11 protein-coding genes and 1 pseudogene are annotated in these 16,731 nt (G+C 72.1%); 7 read left to right on the top strand and 5 right to left on the bottom strand.

The features are described 5' to 3' along the window. From IE260_RS34150 to IE260_RS34120, 7 genes are all read left to right on the top strand, one after another. Entirely contained in the window at window positions 1-2,736 is a 2,736-nt protein-coding gene (locus IE260_RS34150; RefSeq protein ID WP_189879035.1) for a hypothetical protein, read from the top strand. After that, window positions 2,733-6,056: a right-handed parallel beta-helix repeat-containing protein gene (locus tag IE260_RS34145; protein WP_189879033.1), complete on the top strand. Its 3,324-nt coding sequence runs from the start codon at window positions 2,733-2,735 to the stop codon at window positions 6,054-6,056. The genes IE260_RS34150 and IE260_RS34145 overlap by 4 nt, the downstream gene beginning before the upstream one ends. A gap of 149 nt (window positions 6,057-6,205) precedes the next feature. Continuing rightward, a complete protein-coding gene (locus IE260_RS34140) occupies window positions 6,206-6,547 on the top strand; it encodes a WXG100 family type VII secretion target (RefSeq protein WP_189879031.1) in 342 nt (113 codons plus the stop codon). Between the two features lie 39 nt (window positions 6,548-6,586). Further along, complete coding sequence (locus IE260_RS34135; protein WP_189879030.1) at window positions 6,587-6,874, top strand: WXG100 family type VII secretion target; 288 nt, start codon at window positions 6,587-6,589, stop codon at window positions 6,872-6,874. 1 nt (window position 6,875) lies between these two features. Continuing rightward, complete coding sequence (locus IE260_RS34130; RefSeq protein ID WP_189879028.1) at window positions 6,876-7,562, top strand: hypothetical protein; 687 nt, start codon at window positions 6,876-6,878, stop codon at window positions 7,560-7,562. A 147-nt stretch (window positions 7,563-7,709) separates the two neighbouring features. After that, window positions 7,710-11,018 (top strand): hypothetical protein, encoded by a 3,309-nt coding sequence (locus IE260_RS34125; RefSeq protein WP_189879025.1) that lies wholly within the window; start codon window positions 7,710-7,712, stop codon window positions 11,016-11,018. Between the two features lie 35 nt (window positions 11,019-11,053). Further along, on the top strand, window positions 11,054-11,659 hold the full coding sequence (locus tag IE260_RS34120; RefSeq protein WP_189879023.1) for a type VII secretion system-associated protein: 606 nt from the start codon (window positions 11,054-11,056) through the stop codon (window positions 11,657-11,659). A gap of 650 nt (window positions 11,660-12,309) precedes the next feature. On the opposite strand, the gene IE260_RS34115 is transcribed toward IE260_RS34120, so the two are convergent. From IE260_RS34115 to IE260_RS34095, 5 genes and pseudogenes are all read right to left on the bottom strand, one after another. Next, window positions 12,310-13,026, bottom strand: coding sequence for an alpha/beta fold hydrolase (locus IE260_RS34115; RefSeq protein WP_189879021.1), 717 nt, complete (start codon window positions 13,024-13,026; stop codon window positions 12,310-12,312). A gap of 1,072 nt (window positions 13,027-14,098) precedes the next feature. Then, window positions 14,099-15,265, bottom strand: coding sequence for an MFS transporter (locus IE260_RS34110; protein WP_373303444.1), 1,167 nt, complete (start codon window positions 15,263-15,265; stop codon window positions 14,099-14,101). 167 nt (window positions 15,266-15,432) lie between these two features. Continuing rightward, window positions 15,433-15,891 (bottom strand): SsgA family sporulation/cell division regulator, encoded by a 459-nt coding sequence (locus IE260_RS34105; protein ID WP_189879017.1) that lies wholly within the window; start codon window positions 15,889-15,891, stop codon window positions 15,433-15,435. A gap of 19 nt (window positions 15,892-15,910) precedes the next feature. Next, entirely contained in the window at window positions 15,911-16,570 is a 660-nt protein-coding gene (locus IE260_RS34100) for an FMN reductase (protein ID WP_189879016.1), read from the bottom strand. Next, a pseudogene (locus IE260_RS34095) lies at window positions 16,567-16,731 on the bottom strand (5,10-methylene tetrahydromethanopterin reductase); the annotation flags it as partial. The gene IE260_RS34100 and the pseudogene IE260_RS34095, both read right to left, overlap by 4 nt.

Raw genomic sequence — 16,731 nt, 5'->3', positions numbered from 1 at the left:
TTGGCGCTGGGACTCAACTTCCGCCACACCGCCGAGAGCCCGGACCTGGAGAGCCATCAGGCGGGCCACGCTCTGCTGGTCCACCACAAGGGAGCCCTGGACGGGAAGGCCCTGGCCTTCGCCCGGCGCCTGCCGCGGGACCCCGACCACCATGTGGTGGTGCTCGACCTGCCGGCGGAGGCCACCGAAGGCACGTGGCACCGGCTCGCCAGGATGCTGCGGCGCAGGGCGGGCGGCTTCCGCCTGATCGCCGGCCGTGGCACGCCACGCGGCATCCGGTCGGCAGGGCAGTGGCTCGCCGACCGGCTGGAGCGGACCGTGGTGGTCGCCGACGGCGCGGTCGTGCCGGTGGCCGGCGGCCTGCTCTACGTACCGGGCGACACGGGATCGGGCTGGGTGCGCCTGGGGCCGAACCTCCCTGCCGCTCCGCTGTCCCGTCGCTTCCCGGCGGCCGTCTGGGAGTTCTCCGTCGCCGACCGGCCGTGGCGCACCAGCCCCGACGCCGTCGTCGATCCGCTGCCGAGCGGCGTCTGGCTGCGTCCCGACGACGGGACGGCCCCGCCGGCCACGCACCAGGCGCGGCTGGAGACCCGGCTGGCGTACAGGAGGGAACTGCTCACGGTCGTCCTCGGCTGTCCCGGGGCGCCGCCCTTGTCGCTCGACGACGTGGCGCGCTTCTGGCAGTCGGTGCTCCCCGGCGCGCGTTCCCAAGTGCGCTTCGTGCCGTACGGCCCTGTCGATGTGCCCCCGGACGGAACGCCCGGGCAGTTGCTCGCGGAGCGCCTGGACTGCCCTGTGGTCCTCTACAACGGCATGCCGACGGGCCAGTCCGCGTGGGAAGACCCGCAGGTCCACGCGCTCGATACCGACGGACAACTCGGCTGGACCCCGTACGCGCGCGAACTGCGCTACCTGCCGGCCCGGATGACCGGCGGGCGACCGGAGGCACCCCGGATCCTCAGCCATCGCGCGGTGGCCGAAGGGCTCACGGAGATCTCGCCGGGCGTGTACCGCTACGCCGACGACGCGGTCGTAGAGGTGGTGCCCAGCGGCCTGTGGATGCGTCCGCCGGGCGAGCCCGCCGAACCGGGCGAGGCCGACGCGATCCGCTCCGCGGCGGTCGATCCCCGCCGGCTCGGCGTCGTCTTCGGCACTGTCGCCAAGGCCGCCGGACGCATGCGGGAACTCGCCGAGAACCTGCTGAACCGTCTCGATCCGGAGAGCCGGGGACTCGCCCGGCTCCTTCCCGCCGCCCAGGTGGTCGCGTCGCGCCCCGCCCTCCCCGCGGCGGTGCCGCCGGGACGGCCCGCCCCGGGAGTGACCGCACCGGTCGTGCCGTCGGAGGCGAACGCGGTCCGCGGGCTCCCGCCCGCGCCGGCCTCCGTGGTCAGCGCTCCCTCGGTCGAGGCGCCCCTGCCCGCCCCGGCGGAGGAGGGCCGGCCGTCCGACCGGGACGCCACCTCTCCGACGCTCTCCGCGACGGTCCCGGCGGACGTCGCGGAGACACCGGAACCGGCTGTACCGGCCGCCGCCCCCTTCCCGCCGCCGTCGGCCCCCGCCACGGCGCCCGAGCCGGCGCGACCCGGCACCGGACACGACGGCGACGCCGCGCCGGCCCGGGGAGCCACCCCGCCGGGTCCGCCCGTGCTGCCCTCGCTCCGGCTGGTCTCCGCCCCCGGCTCGGCGGACCGGGCACCGGTCCGCAACCGGCCCGCCGTCCCCGTCGCCGCAGCCGCCGCGCCCCCGGGGACCGTGACGGTGACGGACCCCGGCGCCGCCCCCGCGACGGCCGGTGCGGCACCGACCCCGCCCCAGGGTCCGGCACCGCGGGCGGACCGTGGGCCGGCCGTGGCCGAGGAAGCTGCCGCGACCGGGCCCCGTCCACAGCCGACCCCGGCCCAGGCCGCCTGCGCACTGCCGCCGCCCAAGGGCCTCGCCAGGGAGCGTGAGTGGCTGCGCACCGCCTTCCGCCACGAACACGGCGACGGGGTCGGCGCGGTGGCGCGGGTGCTGTCCCAGGCGCCGGGGCTGCGCGGCACCGGGCAGACGTCCACCGACGACGTCATCACCGACCTCGTGGCGGTGCGGCTCTACCTGCGCGGTGACGGCAGGCCGCTGCACCACGCCGTACGTGAGGCCACTGTCGGTCCGCACGTCCCGCTCGCCCGCTGTGTCACCGCCGGTCTGCGCCGACTGCCTTCCTACCGGGGCGCGACCATGATGCGCGCGAGCCTCGGCGATGCCGGGCGAGCCACTTACGCGAGCCGCAGACTGCACACCGAGTGGGCGTTCTGCTGGGCCCTGAGCACCGCGGCACCCGATCTGCCGGGCGACACCACCTTCCTGATCTGGTCGATGACGGCCCGCCGCACCGCTCTGCTGGAACCGGAATCGCCCCACCGAGTCATCTTCCTGCCCGGCACGAGCTTCAAGGTGCTGGATGTCCGCGACGGTGAGCGTCCGGCCGTGCTGCTGCGTGAACTGCCCGCCTCGGAGATCGCAGCCGACGGCCGGGTCGACACCGAGCGCACCCCGCTGGACGACATCGCCCTGGCCGGGCTGCGCCGGGCCGAGGAGACCTGGCAGGCATCCGGCGCCGAGACGGCCCCCGACCTGCCGGCCTCCGCCGCCGACCGGTTCGGCGAGCCACCCGGGCTGATCCTCGCGACTCCCCCCGCCGTTCCGGACCCGACCGGCGGCCCAGGCCACACTCCCGGAAAGAGGACAACGCCATGAGCCGGCAGCTCTTGCTGGTCTCCCAGGACGGTTCCGCCCGCTTCCGTACGATCGCCGCGGCCTTGTCCGCCGCGTCCGACGGCACGCTGATCACCATCTCCCCGGGCACGTACCGGGAGTCCCTGGTGGTCGACCGTGCGGTCACGCTCGCGGCCGCGTCCCCCGGCGTCCGGATCGACGGCGGTGACGCCGGCGCGGTCGTTGTCGACGCGGAGGCGGCCCGCCTCACGGGCCTCGTCCTGCTCGGCGGCAACGACCAGACCCCCGTCGTCGAGGTGCGCCGCGGCGAGGCCGCCCTGGAGGAGTGCGCGATCGAAGGAGAGGCCTGGGCAGGCGTCCTGGCGTGGCACCAAGGCACGCTGATCGCCCGTTCCTGCCGGGTCCACAATCCCGGCGGCGCAGGCATCGTGGTCACGTCCGCCACGGCCAACGTGCTCGAGGGCACGACCGTGCGGGGCACGGCCTCTTCGGCCGTCGTCGTGACCGAGCGCGGACGGCTCACCGTACGCGGCTGCCACATCGACGAGACGGGCGGCAACGGCGTCTGCGTGAACGGACAGGCGCAGGCCGTCGTGGAGGACTCCCGCATCACCGGCAGCGTCCAGCCGGCCCTGGTGGCCGAGCAGAACGGCCGGCTGTCGGGCCTGAGAGTCACCGTGTCCGGCAGCTCGGGCCTCGACGCCTATCTGACCAGCGGAGGTGAGACGACGCTGTCCGACTGCTCGTTCACCGGCTCCGGCGGTGACTCGGTGCTGGTGGCGGGCGGGGCCGCCCCCGTTCTGCGCGGGTGCGTGCTGTCCGGTGCGGCGCGCAGCGGCCTGAGAGTCATCGAGGCGTCGTCGCCCAGCGTCGAGGACACCGAGCTGAAGGACGTCTCCATCGGTGTCCTGGTGGACGACGGCAGCCGGCTCATGGCCCGCTCACTGTCGGTGCACGGCGGCGAGCGGGGTCTGATGGTGACCGGCGGGTCCGCCATGGACGGTGAACGCCTGTCGGTGTCCGCGGCCACCGGTGTGCTGGCGACCTCCCGTGCCGAAGTGGTCCTCCGGGCCTCGGACATCACCTCCACGGGGCAGGGCGCCGCGGTGGAACTCGGCGACGGCGCCACCGCCCGGCTGCGGGAAACCGGCCTGAGCGCCTCGGGCGGACCGGGCCTGCTGCTGGCCGGAGCCACGGCGGTGGCGGACGCCTGCGTGACGCGCGACTGCGGGATCACGGTGGGCGCCGACGCGGTCCTCGAACTGAAGGACAGTGAGGTCGCCGGGTCCGACACCGACGGCGTGCGGGTGGCCGGCGGAGGCCGGATCACCGCCGTCGGCAGCAGGGTGCACGGCGCCCGCGGGCACGGCCTGCACCTCCAGGCGACCTCCCGGGCCGACCTCGGCCACTGCCTGGTGTTCGACAACGCGGGGGACGGCATCCGCGTCAACACCGAGGAGCTGGTACGCATCCAGGCGTGCGAGATCCGGGACAACGGCGGACAGCCCCTCCACCGCATGCGTCCCAATCCCCACCTCGACGTCATCGACGTCGTCGGTCCGGACGGGCCGGTGCACGTCCCCGCGGAACAGGACCTCCCGGCGCCCGTGCGCGCAGACGGCGGACCGGTCGCCGAGGGCGGCCCGGCCGGTTCCGCCCCGCCCACCGCCCGTCACACCGGTACCGGACCCCTGGCCGAACTGGACGCACTGGTGGGCCTGGAGAGCGTCAAGCAGGAGGTCACCGGCCTCATCAACCTGAACAAGATGACCCGGCGCCGCGAGGAGATGGGCCTGCCCATGCCCCCCATGAGCCGGCACCTGGTGTTCGCCGGCCCCCCGGGCACCGGCAAGACCACCGTCGCCCGGCTCTACGGAGCGGTCCTCGCGGAGCTGGGCATCCTGAGCAAGGGCCACATCGTGGAGGTGTCGCGTGCGGATCTCGTCGCGCAGATCATCGGCGGCACCGCCATCAAGACCACGGAAGTCTTCAACCGGGCCCTCGGCGGTGTGCTGTTCATCGACGAGGCGTACACGCTGACCAACCAGTCGAAGGGAACCGGACCGGACTTCGGCCAGGAAGCCGTCGAGACCCTGATGAAACTGATGGAGGACCACCGCGACGAGATCGTGGTCATCGTCGCCGGATACTCCGCGCAGATGGACCAGTTCCTGTCCTCCAACCCGGGAATGGCCTCCCGTTTCTCCCGCACGGTGGAGTTCCCGAACTACACGGTGGACGAACTCGTCACCATCGTGCGGGGATTGTGCGGCAAGCACTACTACGAGCTGACCGACGAGGCCTCGGAGGCGGTCAGCCGGTACTTCGACCGGATCCCCAAGGGGCCCACGTTCGGCAACGGCCGCGTGGCACGCCAGCTGTTCGAAACCATGATCAGCAAGCAGGCGTCGCGGCTGGCGGCGGCCCCGCCGGGCAGGGACTCGGAGCTGAGCCGGCTGACCGAGGAGGACGTCGAGTCGCTGCCGGCACCGGATCCGACGGCACCCGAGGACACGCCGGACCCGGGCACCGACCCCGCCGCGGCGGATCCGGCACCGAAGAGCGTCAGCGCCGCGCGCCTGGCGGCACTGGTCGGACTGGGCGATGTGCGCAAGGCCCTGACCGCCCGGCTGGACGCGCTCACCGCCGCTCGCCGGGCGGGCACGGTACCGGCCGCAGCGGCCAACCTGGTGTTCGCGGGGACCGAGGGCAGCGGCCGCGACGCGGTGGCGGTCCTGTACGCCCGTGCCCTCGCCGAGCTGAACCTCCTGCCCACCGGCACGCTCCACCGGGCGCAGATGTCGGTCATGCCGGCCCGCTGGCCCGGCCAGGCCGAAGCGTACGTCTCCCACCTGCTCGACGAGGCGGCCGGCGGGCTGCTCCTGCTGGAACTCGACTCCTTCTTCGTGCGGCGCCCCGCGGAGGAGCGGACCGAGGTGGTCAACGCCCTCTGCGAGACGCTGCCCCGCCATCCCGGCGTGGTCCTGGTGCTCTCCACGGCCGCGGACACGTTGGGCGACTTCCTCGGGCTGCCGGCGGGACCGCGGCTGTCGGAGCACTTCGCCGACCGGCTGGACTTCCCCGCCTACACGGCAAAGGAGCTCGCTCGTCTGGCCCTTCGCCGGCTCGCCGTCAACGGCTTTGAGGTCGGCGAGGGCGTCGACGCGGTCCTGACCGATCACTTCGCCCGCGTGGCGCCGTCCAACGGGGCCTTCGGCGCCCACTGGGTCGCCGACCGGATCGCCGATGCGGCGGACGGTCCGGTGATCGATCCGGCCGCACTCACCGTCCTGCTGGACGGCATCGACCTGGAGCGCGCCGATGTCGTGGCGGTGGCATGACGAGCCTGCGGGGACACAGGGGCAGGAGCCGTGTCTCAGCGGGCAGGGCGGCCGGCCGGCGCTGTCGGGCGGGCGGAGCGAGACGGCAGGATGACCACACGGAGCGGAGAAGACCCGTGGTACGACGACCGACCCCCTAGGAGGGCGACATGGCCATTCTCGATTACGAGCAGATCACACTGGAGGGCATGAATCAGTCCGCGAAGACGCATCTGCAGACCGCGGAGAGCCACCGTTTGTCCTACACCCAGATGACGCGGCTCGCGGACGAGGCGGAGGCGGGCTGGAGCGGAGAGGCCGCCATGCACTTCAAGAGCGCCCTCGATTCCTGGTTGGCGAACTACAAGGTCGTCGGCGCCGTCCTGGACCAGATGCACCAGCGCATCGTCGCCACCGGCAACTTCCAGGGGGCGACGCACGAGGAGACGACGAACAAGACCGCGCAGGTCCAGGGCGTGATGGCCGCCCCTGTCCCGCTGCAGGGCTTCTGAGCCCACACAGTGCGCCGCTGGTAAAGGAGAAGAAGACAAATGGCGACCTACGGCATCAACTTCCAGGCCATGAGGGCCGTGGTTGAGCAGCTCGACTACGTGCAGCTCGAGATCAACACGCTGAACGCCGCCTTCCGTGACGGCAACAACACCGCCCTGGACGCGTGGGAGAGCTCCGTCAAGGAGGAGTTCGACAAGCACCTGGCCCAGTGGAACACCGCCACGGCCAACATGGAGGCGGAGGCCACGGAGGCGAGGCGCGTGCTCAGCGAGTGCTTTGCCCTTTACGAGGGCGCCCGCCAGTACGGGCAGAAGATGTGGTCCTGACATGGGCGCCATGCCGGTGACCCCCAAGGCCGCTCCCGCGCCGGACCCCGACCCGCCGAAGGCCTGGGACCCGACGAGCGTGCACCGTCCGGCCGTCGTGTCCGAGCCCGAGAAGGCCGGACTCCCGGACCCGCCTCCGGTCCCGAAGGGCTCCGGGAGCAAGGATGGGTCCGAGACCGTTGACACCGCGTCCCTCGATGTCTTCGCGAGGAACATCGAGGCCCTCGTCCCGACGGTGACCGCGGCACGTGCCCGTATGGCCGCCGGCTCCGGCACCACGGTGCAGCCGGGTGCCTTCTACGACGCCTACCAACTGCGCTCCCAGACCTCGGGCCCCAACGGGGGCGGCGGTCTCCAGGAGCGCTACTACAAGGTGCTCTCCGACCTGGCGGAGGGGCTGGCGGACATCGCCAAGGGCGCCAAGCTGCTCAGCAAGAACTACGCCAACACGGAAGATCTCTCGAAGATCAAGTCGAGTGAGCTGCAGACCCTGCTGAGCGACGCCACGGCGGACTTCGCACGACTCGCCGAGGACAGCGGCGGCACGGTCCAGACCGGTACCGGTGGTACCGGCGGCACCGGCAGCACCGGCAGCACCGGCAGCACCGGCAGCACCGGCAGCACCGGCAGCACCGGGAGCGGAAGCAACAACAGTTCCAGCGGCTCGTCCAACTCGTCCAAGACGTAGAGCCGAGCCGGACGCGGCCATCCCTGCCGGGGCATCCCCTCCCCAGTGCACCGGCAGGGGTGTGACCGTCGCAGGACAACGACACGCGGTCCTCCCGCGGTCCCGAGGCGGCCCGGAGACCGAAGCCTCAGACGAGAGCGCGGACTGATGCCCGACTACAACCAGGGTGGGTTCCACCAGGACGACACCGGCATTTACGCCGACCCGAGCGTTCAGGGGTCCACGGCCGACTACGACTCGTGGGACTGGAAGCAGATCATGGCCGCCATCACCGGCGGGTCGAACCTGACCCCGGGTGCCGGCGGCGACACGCGGGCGTCGGCCGTGTCGGACCCCAAAACCCTGGTCAAGGCGGCGAACGACTTCCAGTACGTGCAGGAGGTCATGGCGATGGTCGCCAAGAGCCTCGCGGACCAGTCCAAGGCTCTCGCGGGCGGTGACGGGGCGCCGTGGCAGGGCGCCGCCGCGGACGCCTTCATGGACACGATGTCCACCTTTTCCAAGCAGGTCGCCAACAACGCCGACGCCCTCAACGGGGGAAGCACCGGCTCGTCCGTCGGGCAGAACCTGGTCTGGAGCGCCAACGCACTGCTGGTCGCCCAGGCGAACATCCACGCCATCGACGCGTGGTACGCGAACGAGGCCGCCCGCCTGGGAGTGAAACCCATGGCGAACGGGCTGATGCCGATCAGTCAGAAGCCCGAACTCGTCCAGATGATGACGGACGACATGCGGGCGGAGCTGAAGAAGCTCGCGACCAACTACGCGCAGGTGAGCCAGAACCTCAGCCGGGTCCAGCCGAAGCCGGTCACCCCCCCGACCAGGGACCCCAGCACGGGCAACGGCAACGACGGGAACACCAAGAGCTCACTGGACCCCAACAAGTTCGGCGGCACCGGTGGTGGCGCGAACCCCCCGAAGCTGAACACCGGCGGCGGCGGAGGCGGCGGCGCCAACCCCCCGAAGCTGGAGAGCCTGGACACCAACACCGGCAGCGGAGACGGCACCGGTACTGCCGGGACGGTGAATCCGTTCGGTGGCGGTGCGTCGGCGCCGGAGCTGGATCCGACCGGTAGCGGTACGGGCAGTGGGAGCGGCATCTCGTTCCCGGAGCCGGATCCGACCGGGACCGGGACCGGTACTGCCGGGACGGTGAATCCGTTCAGCGGCGGCGCGTCCGCACCGGAGCTGGATCCGACCGGTAGCGGTACGGGCAGTGGGAGCGGCATCTCGTTCCCGGAGCTGGATCCGACCGGGACCGGGACCGGTACTGCCGGGACGGTGAATCCGTTCAGCGGCGGCGCGTCCGCACCGGAGCTGGACCCGACGGGCACGAGCGCCGGCATCAACCCTTACGCGGGAACGCTGAACCCGACCCTGGACAGCATCATCAATCCGTCCACGGCCACCAGTGGGAGCGGGACGGGGTACACGCCGAGTGCGATGCCTGTGACCTCGCTGGCAGCGATGCCTTCGACGGGCAGCGGCACGAACGGCTCCTCGAACACGAGCCAGGTCCTGGCGCAGTCGCCCGAGGCGTGGACCGGCGGGGCCGCGTCACCGGAGTTCCCCGGCAGCACGTCGAGCGCTCTGCCGGAGGCCGGCGCCGTGGGGCTTCCCGGCACCGGGGGGACGGGTCTGCCCACCGAACTGAGCAGTGCTCCGGGAACCGCAGGTGTCTCCGCCATGCCCGCGTCCGATCTGATCTCCAGCCCAGTCCTCGGGGCGACCCCCACCGGCTCGACCACCGGTGCGGGTGTGCCGGGTATGCCGATGATGCCGATGGCTCCGGGTGCGGGTGCTGGTGCCGGCGTGGGTGCGGGGGGTGCTGAGCGTCCGGATGCTGCGGGGCTGCTCGGCGGTGACGGTGTGGTGCCGTGGGCTGGCGGTGGCTCTGCGGGTTCGGTGGACGACTTCGAGCCGGTGGCCGGTGTGGCTGCTGGTGGGGTGGGGTTGACGGGGCCGGAGGCTTTCGCCCCTGGTGAGGGCGTGTCTGCTGGTGGCTCTGGGGTGTCGGTGCCTGGTGGTTCTACGGTTCCGTCGGGTGTGGTGTCTGGGGAGGCTGCCGGTGTGGGTGTGCCGGGTATGCCGATGATGCCGATGGCTCCGGGTGCGGGTGCTGGTGCCGGCGTGGGTGCGGGGGGTGCTGAGCGTCCGGATGCTGCGGGGCTGCTCGGCGGTGACGGTGTGGTGCCGTGGGCTGGCGGTGGCTCTGCGGGTTCGGTGGACGACTTCGAGCCGGTGGCCGGTGCGCAGGCGGGCGGGGCGGGCCTGAGCGGTCCGGAGGCATTCGCGCCCGGGGAGAGTGTGTCCCCCGGCGGGTCCGCGGCGTCCGCACCGTCCGGCGCCACGCTGCCTTCGACCGCTGCGTCCGGTGATGCCGCTGGTGTGGGTGTGCCGGGTATGCCGATGATGCCGATGTCTCCGGGGATGGGCGCCGGGACCGGGGCGGGCAGCGGGGGTGCTGAACGTCCGGACTCCGCCGGTCTGTTGGGCGGCGAGGGTGCGGTGCCGTGGACACAGGAGTGGACGCCGGACGCCGAGGAAGGCGTCCCGGTGGCGGGAGCCCCATCGGGTGGATCGGGCCTGACGGAGCCTGACGCGGCCTTGCCGGCCGAAGGCGCCCACACGGCCGGACAGCCGAGCACCCCCCTCGTGGCACCCCCTGTCCTTCTGGCCCCCATGACGGGGACACCTGCCGCTCCCGGCCGGCGGAGTGGTGAGCGGCCCGACGCGACCGGTGCCTCAGCACTGCTCGGCGCCTCCGGGAGCGCCTGGGCCACACCGGCTGCCCGCGGGGCCGAGCCGGAGGCGGCAACGCTCCGCCGGGAGCCCGCGTCCCAGGGACCCGAGGCGGAGGCCACCGGCGACACCGGGGGTGAAGCGCATGGCATGTCGACGGCCGGGGCCGCGCCGGTCGTCGCTCATCTGCCCGACGACCGCGTCGCCATGGTCAACCAGGACGAGGAACCGGAGGACGTGTCCGCCTGGAACGCAGCCGGCGCCGGGTTCGCACCCCTGCTGCTGTCCCTGGGGGGCCGGGGCACCGCAGCCGACACCGCGGAGGGAACGGCCACCACGCGCTACACGGTCTCCGACCCGAGCGTATGGGACGGAGGAGAAGGCGACGCCGCACAGCGGGCCGAACAGGCCACCGGCTCGCCGACGGCCGACGCCCTCGGCACCGGCGACACCGGCTTCACCACATGGCGTCCCGCTCAGCGCCCGCCCCGGACGCCCGAGATCTTCCCCGGAGTCGCCGAGGAGATTCGGTGCGGCGCCGGGGACGACAACCCCGACGACTCCGATCCGGCAGCCTCCCGGCACGACGACCCGGAGGAGGCGTCCGGCGAGGACGAAGACGAGGACACCGAGGCCAAGGCCCTCGACCTGTTGCGGCAGGACGTCTCGGCCTGGGGGCCGCGCCCCGGCGCGACACCGGACTCCCTCGGCTGACCGCCGCCGGATCGTCCGCAGATCAAGGTGATGCCATGAGTGACGACACACGGGCCTCGACGACCGCGCAGGACGAGCACGTGATGCCCGAACCTCCAGAAGACGTCCGCGAGGCCGCACGCCACGCTCCCGACCACTGGTTCGGACTCGTCGACCCCGCCTGGAGAGAGGGATCTCCCCCGGCGTGGGCCGTGCTCGGTCAGTGGCGCTCCGATACGTCGGGGGAGATCGTGGCGTGGCAACCCAACGACGACTACCGCCCTTCCCCGGCGGCGCTCGGCTGGGACCCGCCCACGGATCCCGTGGACGACGCCGTCCAGCGAGCCGCCACCGGATACGCCCGGGCGGAAGAGGTGACGCGCGCTCTCGCCGAAGCCGAACTGGCCGTACTCGCCCGATCCGACGGCGGTCTGGTGACGGCCGCGACGCCGGACGGCACCGCGGTCGTCCCCGTCTTCACCGCACAGCCGCACCTGGAGACGGCCGGCATGCTGGCCTACGAGGTGGTCCCGTGCGCGGACCTCGTGGACCGGCTCCCCGTCGGCCACATGCTCTATCTGAATCCCGGAGGTGCGGCCCCCATGACGGTCCGCACCGAACCACTCCTGGCGATTCTGCAGGACAGTCCGGCCGCCTCCTGACGGGCTCGGACGACGTGATGCCACAGCGAGGCTACCGCCGGGGTCGGCTCACCGGACGGACGTACGACCTGACGTTCCGGCTCGGCGCGTGCCGTCGTAACGGGAACTGACGAGATCGGGAAACCGATCGGCGATCGACTGGGGCATGAGGCAGACGCCCAGGTCGTTCCGGACCAGTGCGGCCGCCGCGCCGACGTTGTATATCTCGAACGTCGTGGTGCGAGCGACGGCCGCGACGCGGAAGGCCGGCCGACCGGGTGGCGGACGGCCCAGCCCGGTGAGAAGTCCACCAAAGGCAACGCGGTGACGTCCACGAGCGCCGTCCTGTCCTGTCGGTGTCGCCTTTCACGACGGCTCCGCGTATGTCGGCGACGGCGACCTGCCGAGGGTGCTCCACCGCGACCGAGTGCTCGGCCCGCAGCACGGCCGGAGCATGGTGCGGGCCGGCTCACCCCCCTTGTTCGCGCCCGCGGTGATGCGCCCTCGCGGCCCCTCTCACGTCGTCGACGGTCTTCCGTGCGAGCTCGGCAGCCCAGGGGTGGCTCGGGCTGCGGATGCGAACGCCTCACCGCCCGGGTCGGTAGGGCCTGGTGCGTGGTCCGTCCGACGTCTTGCGTCTGCCACGGATCCGGCCGCCGAGCAGTGGGCGGTCAGGTCGTCGCGCGCACGGCGTCGCGGATGAGTTCGGCCACTTCGCAGGGCTGGGAGACGGCCACGGCGTGCGAGGCGCCGTCGACCTCGATGACCGTCGACCCGGCGCGCCTGGCGCCGAAGCGTTCCACCTCCGGGTTGATGGCCTCGTCGGCGCCGGCCACCAGAATCCAGGACGGCTTGACCCTCCACGCCGCAGCGGAAGCCTTTTCCCCGAACGCCACAGCTGCCAACGGACGCTGGGCTGCCGCGAGGACCTTGGCGACGGCAGGCGGCACGTCGGCCGCGAAGACGGCCGGGAACGCTTCCTCGGCGATGGTGAGTTCGACGACGGACTCTCCGTCCTCCCGCGGGTACGTCCTTTCTTCGAGGTTGCTCACCAACGACGACTGGGGAAACCGTCCCTGCAGTTCATCGAGGCTCTCACCCTCCGCGGGCACGTAGGCCGCGATGTAGACGAGGCCCACCACGTTGTCCTCGGTCCCGGCCACGGAGATGACCGCGCCGCCGTAGGAGTGGCCGACCAGGACGACGGGGCCGTCGACCTGGGCCGCCACCGAGGCGATGTAAGCGGCGTCGGACGCCAGGCCGCGCAGTGGATTGGGCGGAGCCAGCACGGGAATGCCGTGGCTCTGCAGTTCACCGATGACAGCGGACCAACTGGTGGCGTCGGCGAAGGCGCCGTGGACGAGCAGTGCGGTCGGGTGGGTGACCATGGGGTGTGCTCCTTGATGGGGGGATTCGAGGGAGGCTGCCGTAAGAGAGTGTCCGCGGAGCGCACCTGGTCCACCGTCCTGCGTCCGGTCGGCGGGTCCTGGCAGAAACACGGCGCTTGGCGGCGGCTTCGGTCGATGCGACCGCGGCCGGTTCCAGAACCGGTCGAATCGGCTTGATGGTGGGGGCAGAACGGTTCCAGGGCTGCGTCTCATGGCGGTTTCTCCAGCGGAGCGGACCGGCGGGACACGGAGTCCGGCCGGGCGCCGCCCTCTGTCACGGTAGGACCGGGGAGCTCACGAGCGTTGCACCCCTGTGCACCGGGGTCGGCTCGACCGCGCACGATATCGGTGCGCTGCTGGGCAGAAATAGGTGCAACGATGGATAAAACGACCGTGACGCACTTTCGAGGAAGGCATGGATGCGCAGCAGCGGTGCCCGCTCATCCACCTGCGCCGGAGCGTCCGGTCGCCGGAGCCGCCCGTCGGCCGGGGATTCGAGCGGATCGACGAGGTTGCGGCCATCGGTTCCCGAGTGGCCGGGAATGTCCTCCGCGGCGTCCGGAGTCCGATGCGCACGGACGACTGGAACTCGCCGGCGACGTGCCGCTCCCGAAGCGGGACGCCCTGACGCGGGCCACGAGTCACGCAGCCGCAACGCCGGCTCGGGAAACACAGGTCGATCCGCACCGGCCCGTCGAGGTAGTGGACGAACATGTCGCCCGGCCGGAGCTGGGGTCTGCCTTCCGTCCTGCTCGATCCGGGCCGCACCTGGGTCCAGCGGCTTCAGCGCGACGGTCCCACCCGCGCCGCTCCAGGCGACGGATCTGTGCCGTCCCTGCAGGAGCAGGACGCTGCCGTGTCCTCGGGAAAGCGCGCCGAGGCGCTCCCCGAGGACACGGCAGTTCCCGGTCTCGGCCGCGCACCGGTGGCTCGACGCCTGTGACGCACCCGAGGTTCAACGGCTTTGGACAGCGCAATCCGTAGTCCTGTGACAAGCAGGGCAGGGCTCGGTTGTGCACGATCGAGCCCACCCGGCATGGCACGGCCGGAGACTGCGGTCAGGTGAGGCACGTCACCTCGCGTCGCCTGCACCGCCGCGCCGCTCGAAGGCCCAGTAGATGAGCGCCGTCAGAGGAAGAGCGGCTCCCAGGACGGTGAGGCCTGTCCAGCCGCCCGCGTGGTACACGACGGACCCGAGCTGGGAACCGGCCGCGCCGCCGATGAAGAAGGTCGCGATGAAGACGCTGTTGAGCCGGGCGCGGGCGGCCGGGTCGAGCTGGTACACCGTGTGCTGTCCGAGAACGAGCGACGTCTGGACGGCCATGTCGATCACGACGGCGGCCAGAGCGATCAGGACGATGTGGTGCGCGCCCAGCCCCGCGAGGGCGAAGGCCAGGGCGGTGACCAGGAAGGCGGCACCGGTCATCGTGCGGACGAGTCCTCGGTCGGCCCACCGGCCGGCGAGCGGTGCGACGGCGGCTCCGGCTGCTCCGACGAGAGCGAAGATGCCCACCCCGACCTGCGAGTAGTGGAAGCCCGGGCCGGTCAGCACGAACGAGACAGTGGTCCAGAAGGCGCTGAAGGAGCCGAACATCGCCGCCTGGTAGAGACCGCGTCGCACCAGTGCCGGGTGCGTTCGTACCAGGCGGGCGGTGGAGCGCAGGACCTGGTGGTACGGCAGCGACGTGGTGGGGGCGTGCTGCGGCAGAGCCACGCGCAGGGCCACGGCGAGGACGGCGGTCAGGACGGCGGATCCGACGAAGACGGCACGCCAGCCGGCGGCCTCGGAGACCAGGCTGCTCATGGTGCGGGAGAGCAGGATGCCGGTGAGCAGCCCGCTCATCACCCGGCCGACGACCCGCCCGCGGGCGTGATCGGCGGCCAGATTGGCCGCGAAGGGGACCAGGATCTGGGCGACGACGGACGTGGCGCCACTGATCAGCGAGGCGATGAGCAGCATGGGGAAGCTGGTCGCGAGACCTGCCACGAGAGAGGCGGCCGTCGTGACCGTCAGCAGGACGGTCACGAGGTTGCGCTTCTCCAACCGGTCGCCGAGCGGGACCAGGAAGAGCATGCCGAGGACATAGCCGACCTGGGTGAGGGTGATGAGCGTGCCCGCGGTCGCGGTGCTGATGCCGAAGACGCTGCTGAGCGAGGACAGCAACGGCTGGGCGTAGTAGAGGTTGGCCACCGTCATGCCGGAAGCGACGGCCAGGAGCGCGACCAGGCCGCCCGGCACGCCGTGGGAGGACTTCGCCGTCGTGGCGGGGGACGACGTACCGGACGCGCGTGTTGTGGACATGGACACCTTCTTTCGTCGCTGGACACAACGGTCGGGCTCCCGCCGCCCTTCCTCACTGATGACGATGGCTCAGGATGTCAGTCATCACTATGGCCGATGAGCGATCAGCCTTCCCCGAGCAGTGCCTCCGTGACGGAGTCCCAGTCGATCAGCGCGTTCTCGTCCCCGGGCGGAACCGCCTCCCAGGTGGAGACCAGCCACTCACGCAGTGGCTGGACAGGGACGTCCAGCAGGGCGGAGGCCGAGCCGTCGCGCAACATCATGCGTACGTCCGGCCTGTCGTTGCAGCAGCACGGTGGCCAGACACGCACGTCACCTTCCCCAGAGGGCCTGTGCAGACCCGACTGGAGAAGGTCCCGTGAGAAGACCCATCGGGCGCTGCCCAGGCCGCCCGGCTCGGGCAGTTCCAGGAGCACCGCGAAGGGCTGCTGCCGGTCGTAGCGGAAACACACGGGCAGCGGCGCCGTCCTGTCCCGTCCCAGCACCAGCGTGGTGGTCAGGGTGAGGGCGATGACGCCGTCCGGTTGCCGTACCCCGTCGTGCGGGAGCGAGTGCGGGTCCATGACGAAGAAGCCTCTCGAGTCACGTCCCCGAGGCGCGGTGCGCCTCGGCCGGCTCGGGAAGGTGGTGCAGCGCGGCGAGGCGCTCCTCGAAGGGGGTGACTTCCTCGAAGGAGTCGCGCCGGGGCTGGGGGCCGGCGGTGGTCAGCCCTGACATCAGGGCCGCCAGTTCGCCCGCGGCCCGTTCGATCCGGCGGTCGAGGCCGCCGGCGCCCCAGTCCTCGGAGGCGGCGTAGACGCCGGTCGGGACGACGACGGCCTTGAGGTAGGCGAAGAGCGGGCGCAGGGCGTGGTCCAGGACGAGGGAGTGCCGGGCGGTGCCGCCGGTCGCGGCGATCAGCACCGGCTTCCCGGCCAGCGCGCCCTCGTCGTGCACGCTCAGCGCGTCGAAGAACGACTTGAACAGTCCGCTGTACGAGGCGGAGAACACCGGCGTGACGACGATCAGCCCGTCGGCCGCCGCCACCGCGTCGAAGGCGTCGGCCAGATCCTTCTCGGGGAATCCGTTGGTGAAGTTGTGCGCGATCTCCACGGCGATGTCGCGCAGCTCGATCACCTGGACGTCGGCCCGCTGCGGTTCGGGCGCGGTGGCGGCGGGGGCGGCGACAGCGGCCAGCCGGTCGCCGAGCAGCCGGGTGGAGGACGGGACGCTCAGCCCCGCGGAGACGACGACGAGCTTCATGCGCGGACTCCTTCCTCGGCGGTGTCCTCGGTGGTGGCGGTGTTGCCGGTGTCCTTGGCGGCCAGCAGGGACGCGTGGGTCGGGGCGTCCGGCACGTTCGCGGGCCGGTTCTTGGCGAACTCCTTGCGCAGCACCGGCACGACCTCCTCGCCGAGCAGGTC

This window comes from Streptomyces viridiviolaceus (genome assembly GCF_014650995.1).
GTDB lineage: Bacteria > Actinomycetota > Actinomycetes > Streptomycetales > Streptomycetaceae > Streptomyces > Streptomyces viridiviolaceus.
This window is presented reverse-complemented; position numbering and strand designations above follow the sequence as displayed.

Bases quoted from the DNA above. Each gene is read 5' to 3' on its own strand.
- IE260_RS34120 (WP_189879023.1), top strand. From the start codon at position 11,054: ATGAGTGACGACACACGGGCCTCGACGACCGCGCAGGACGAGCACGTG.
- IE260_RS34125 (WP_189879025.1), top strand. From the start codon at position 7,710: ATGCCCGACTACAACCAGGGTGGGTTCCACCAGGACGACACCGGCATT.
- IE260_RS34105 (WP_189879017.1), bottom strand. From the start codon at position 15,891: ATGGACCCGCACTCGCTCCCGCACGACGGGGTACGGCAACCGGACGGC.
- IE260_RS34130 (WP_189879028.1), top strand. From the start codon at position 6,876: ATGGGCGCCATGCCGGTGACCCCCAAGGCCGCTCCCGCGCCGGACCCC.
- IE260_RS34115 (WP_189879021.1), bottom strand. From the start codon at position 13,026: ATGGTCACCCACCCGACCGCACTGCTCGTCCACGGCGCCTTCGCCGAC.
- IE260_RS34140 (WP_189879031.1), top strand. From the start codon at position 6,206: ATGGCCATTCTCGATTACGAGCAGATCACACTGGAGGGCATGAATCAG.
- IE260_RS34100 (WP_189879016.1), bottom strand. From the start codon at position 16,570: ATGAAGCTCGTCGTCGTCTCCGCGGGGCTGAGCGTCCCGTCCTCCACC.
- IE260_RS34135 (WP_189879030.1), top strand. From the start codon at position 6,587: ATGGCGACCTACGGCATCAACTTCCAGGCCATGAGGGCCGTGGTTGAG.
- IE260_RS34145 (WP_189879033.1), top strand. From the start codon at position 2,733: ATGAGCCGGCAGCTCTTGCTGGTCTCCCAGGACGGTTCCGCCCGCTTC.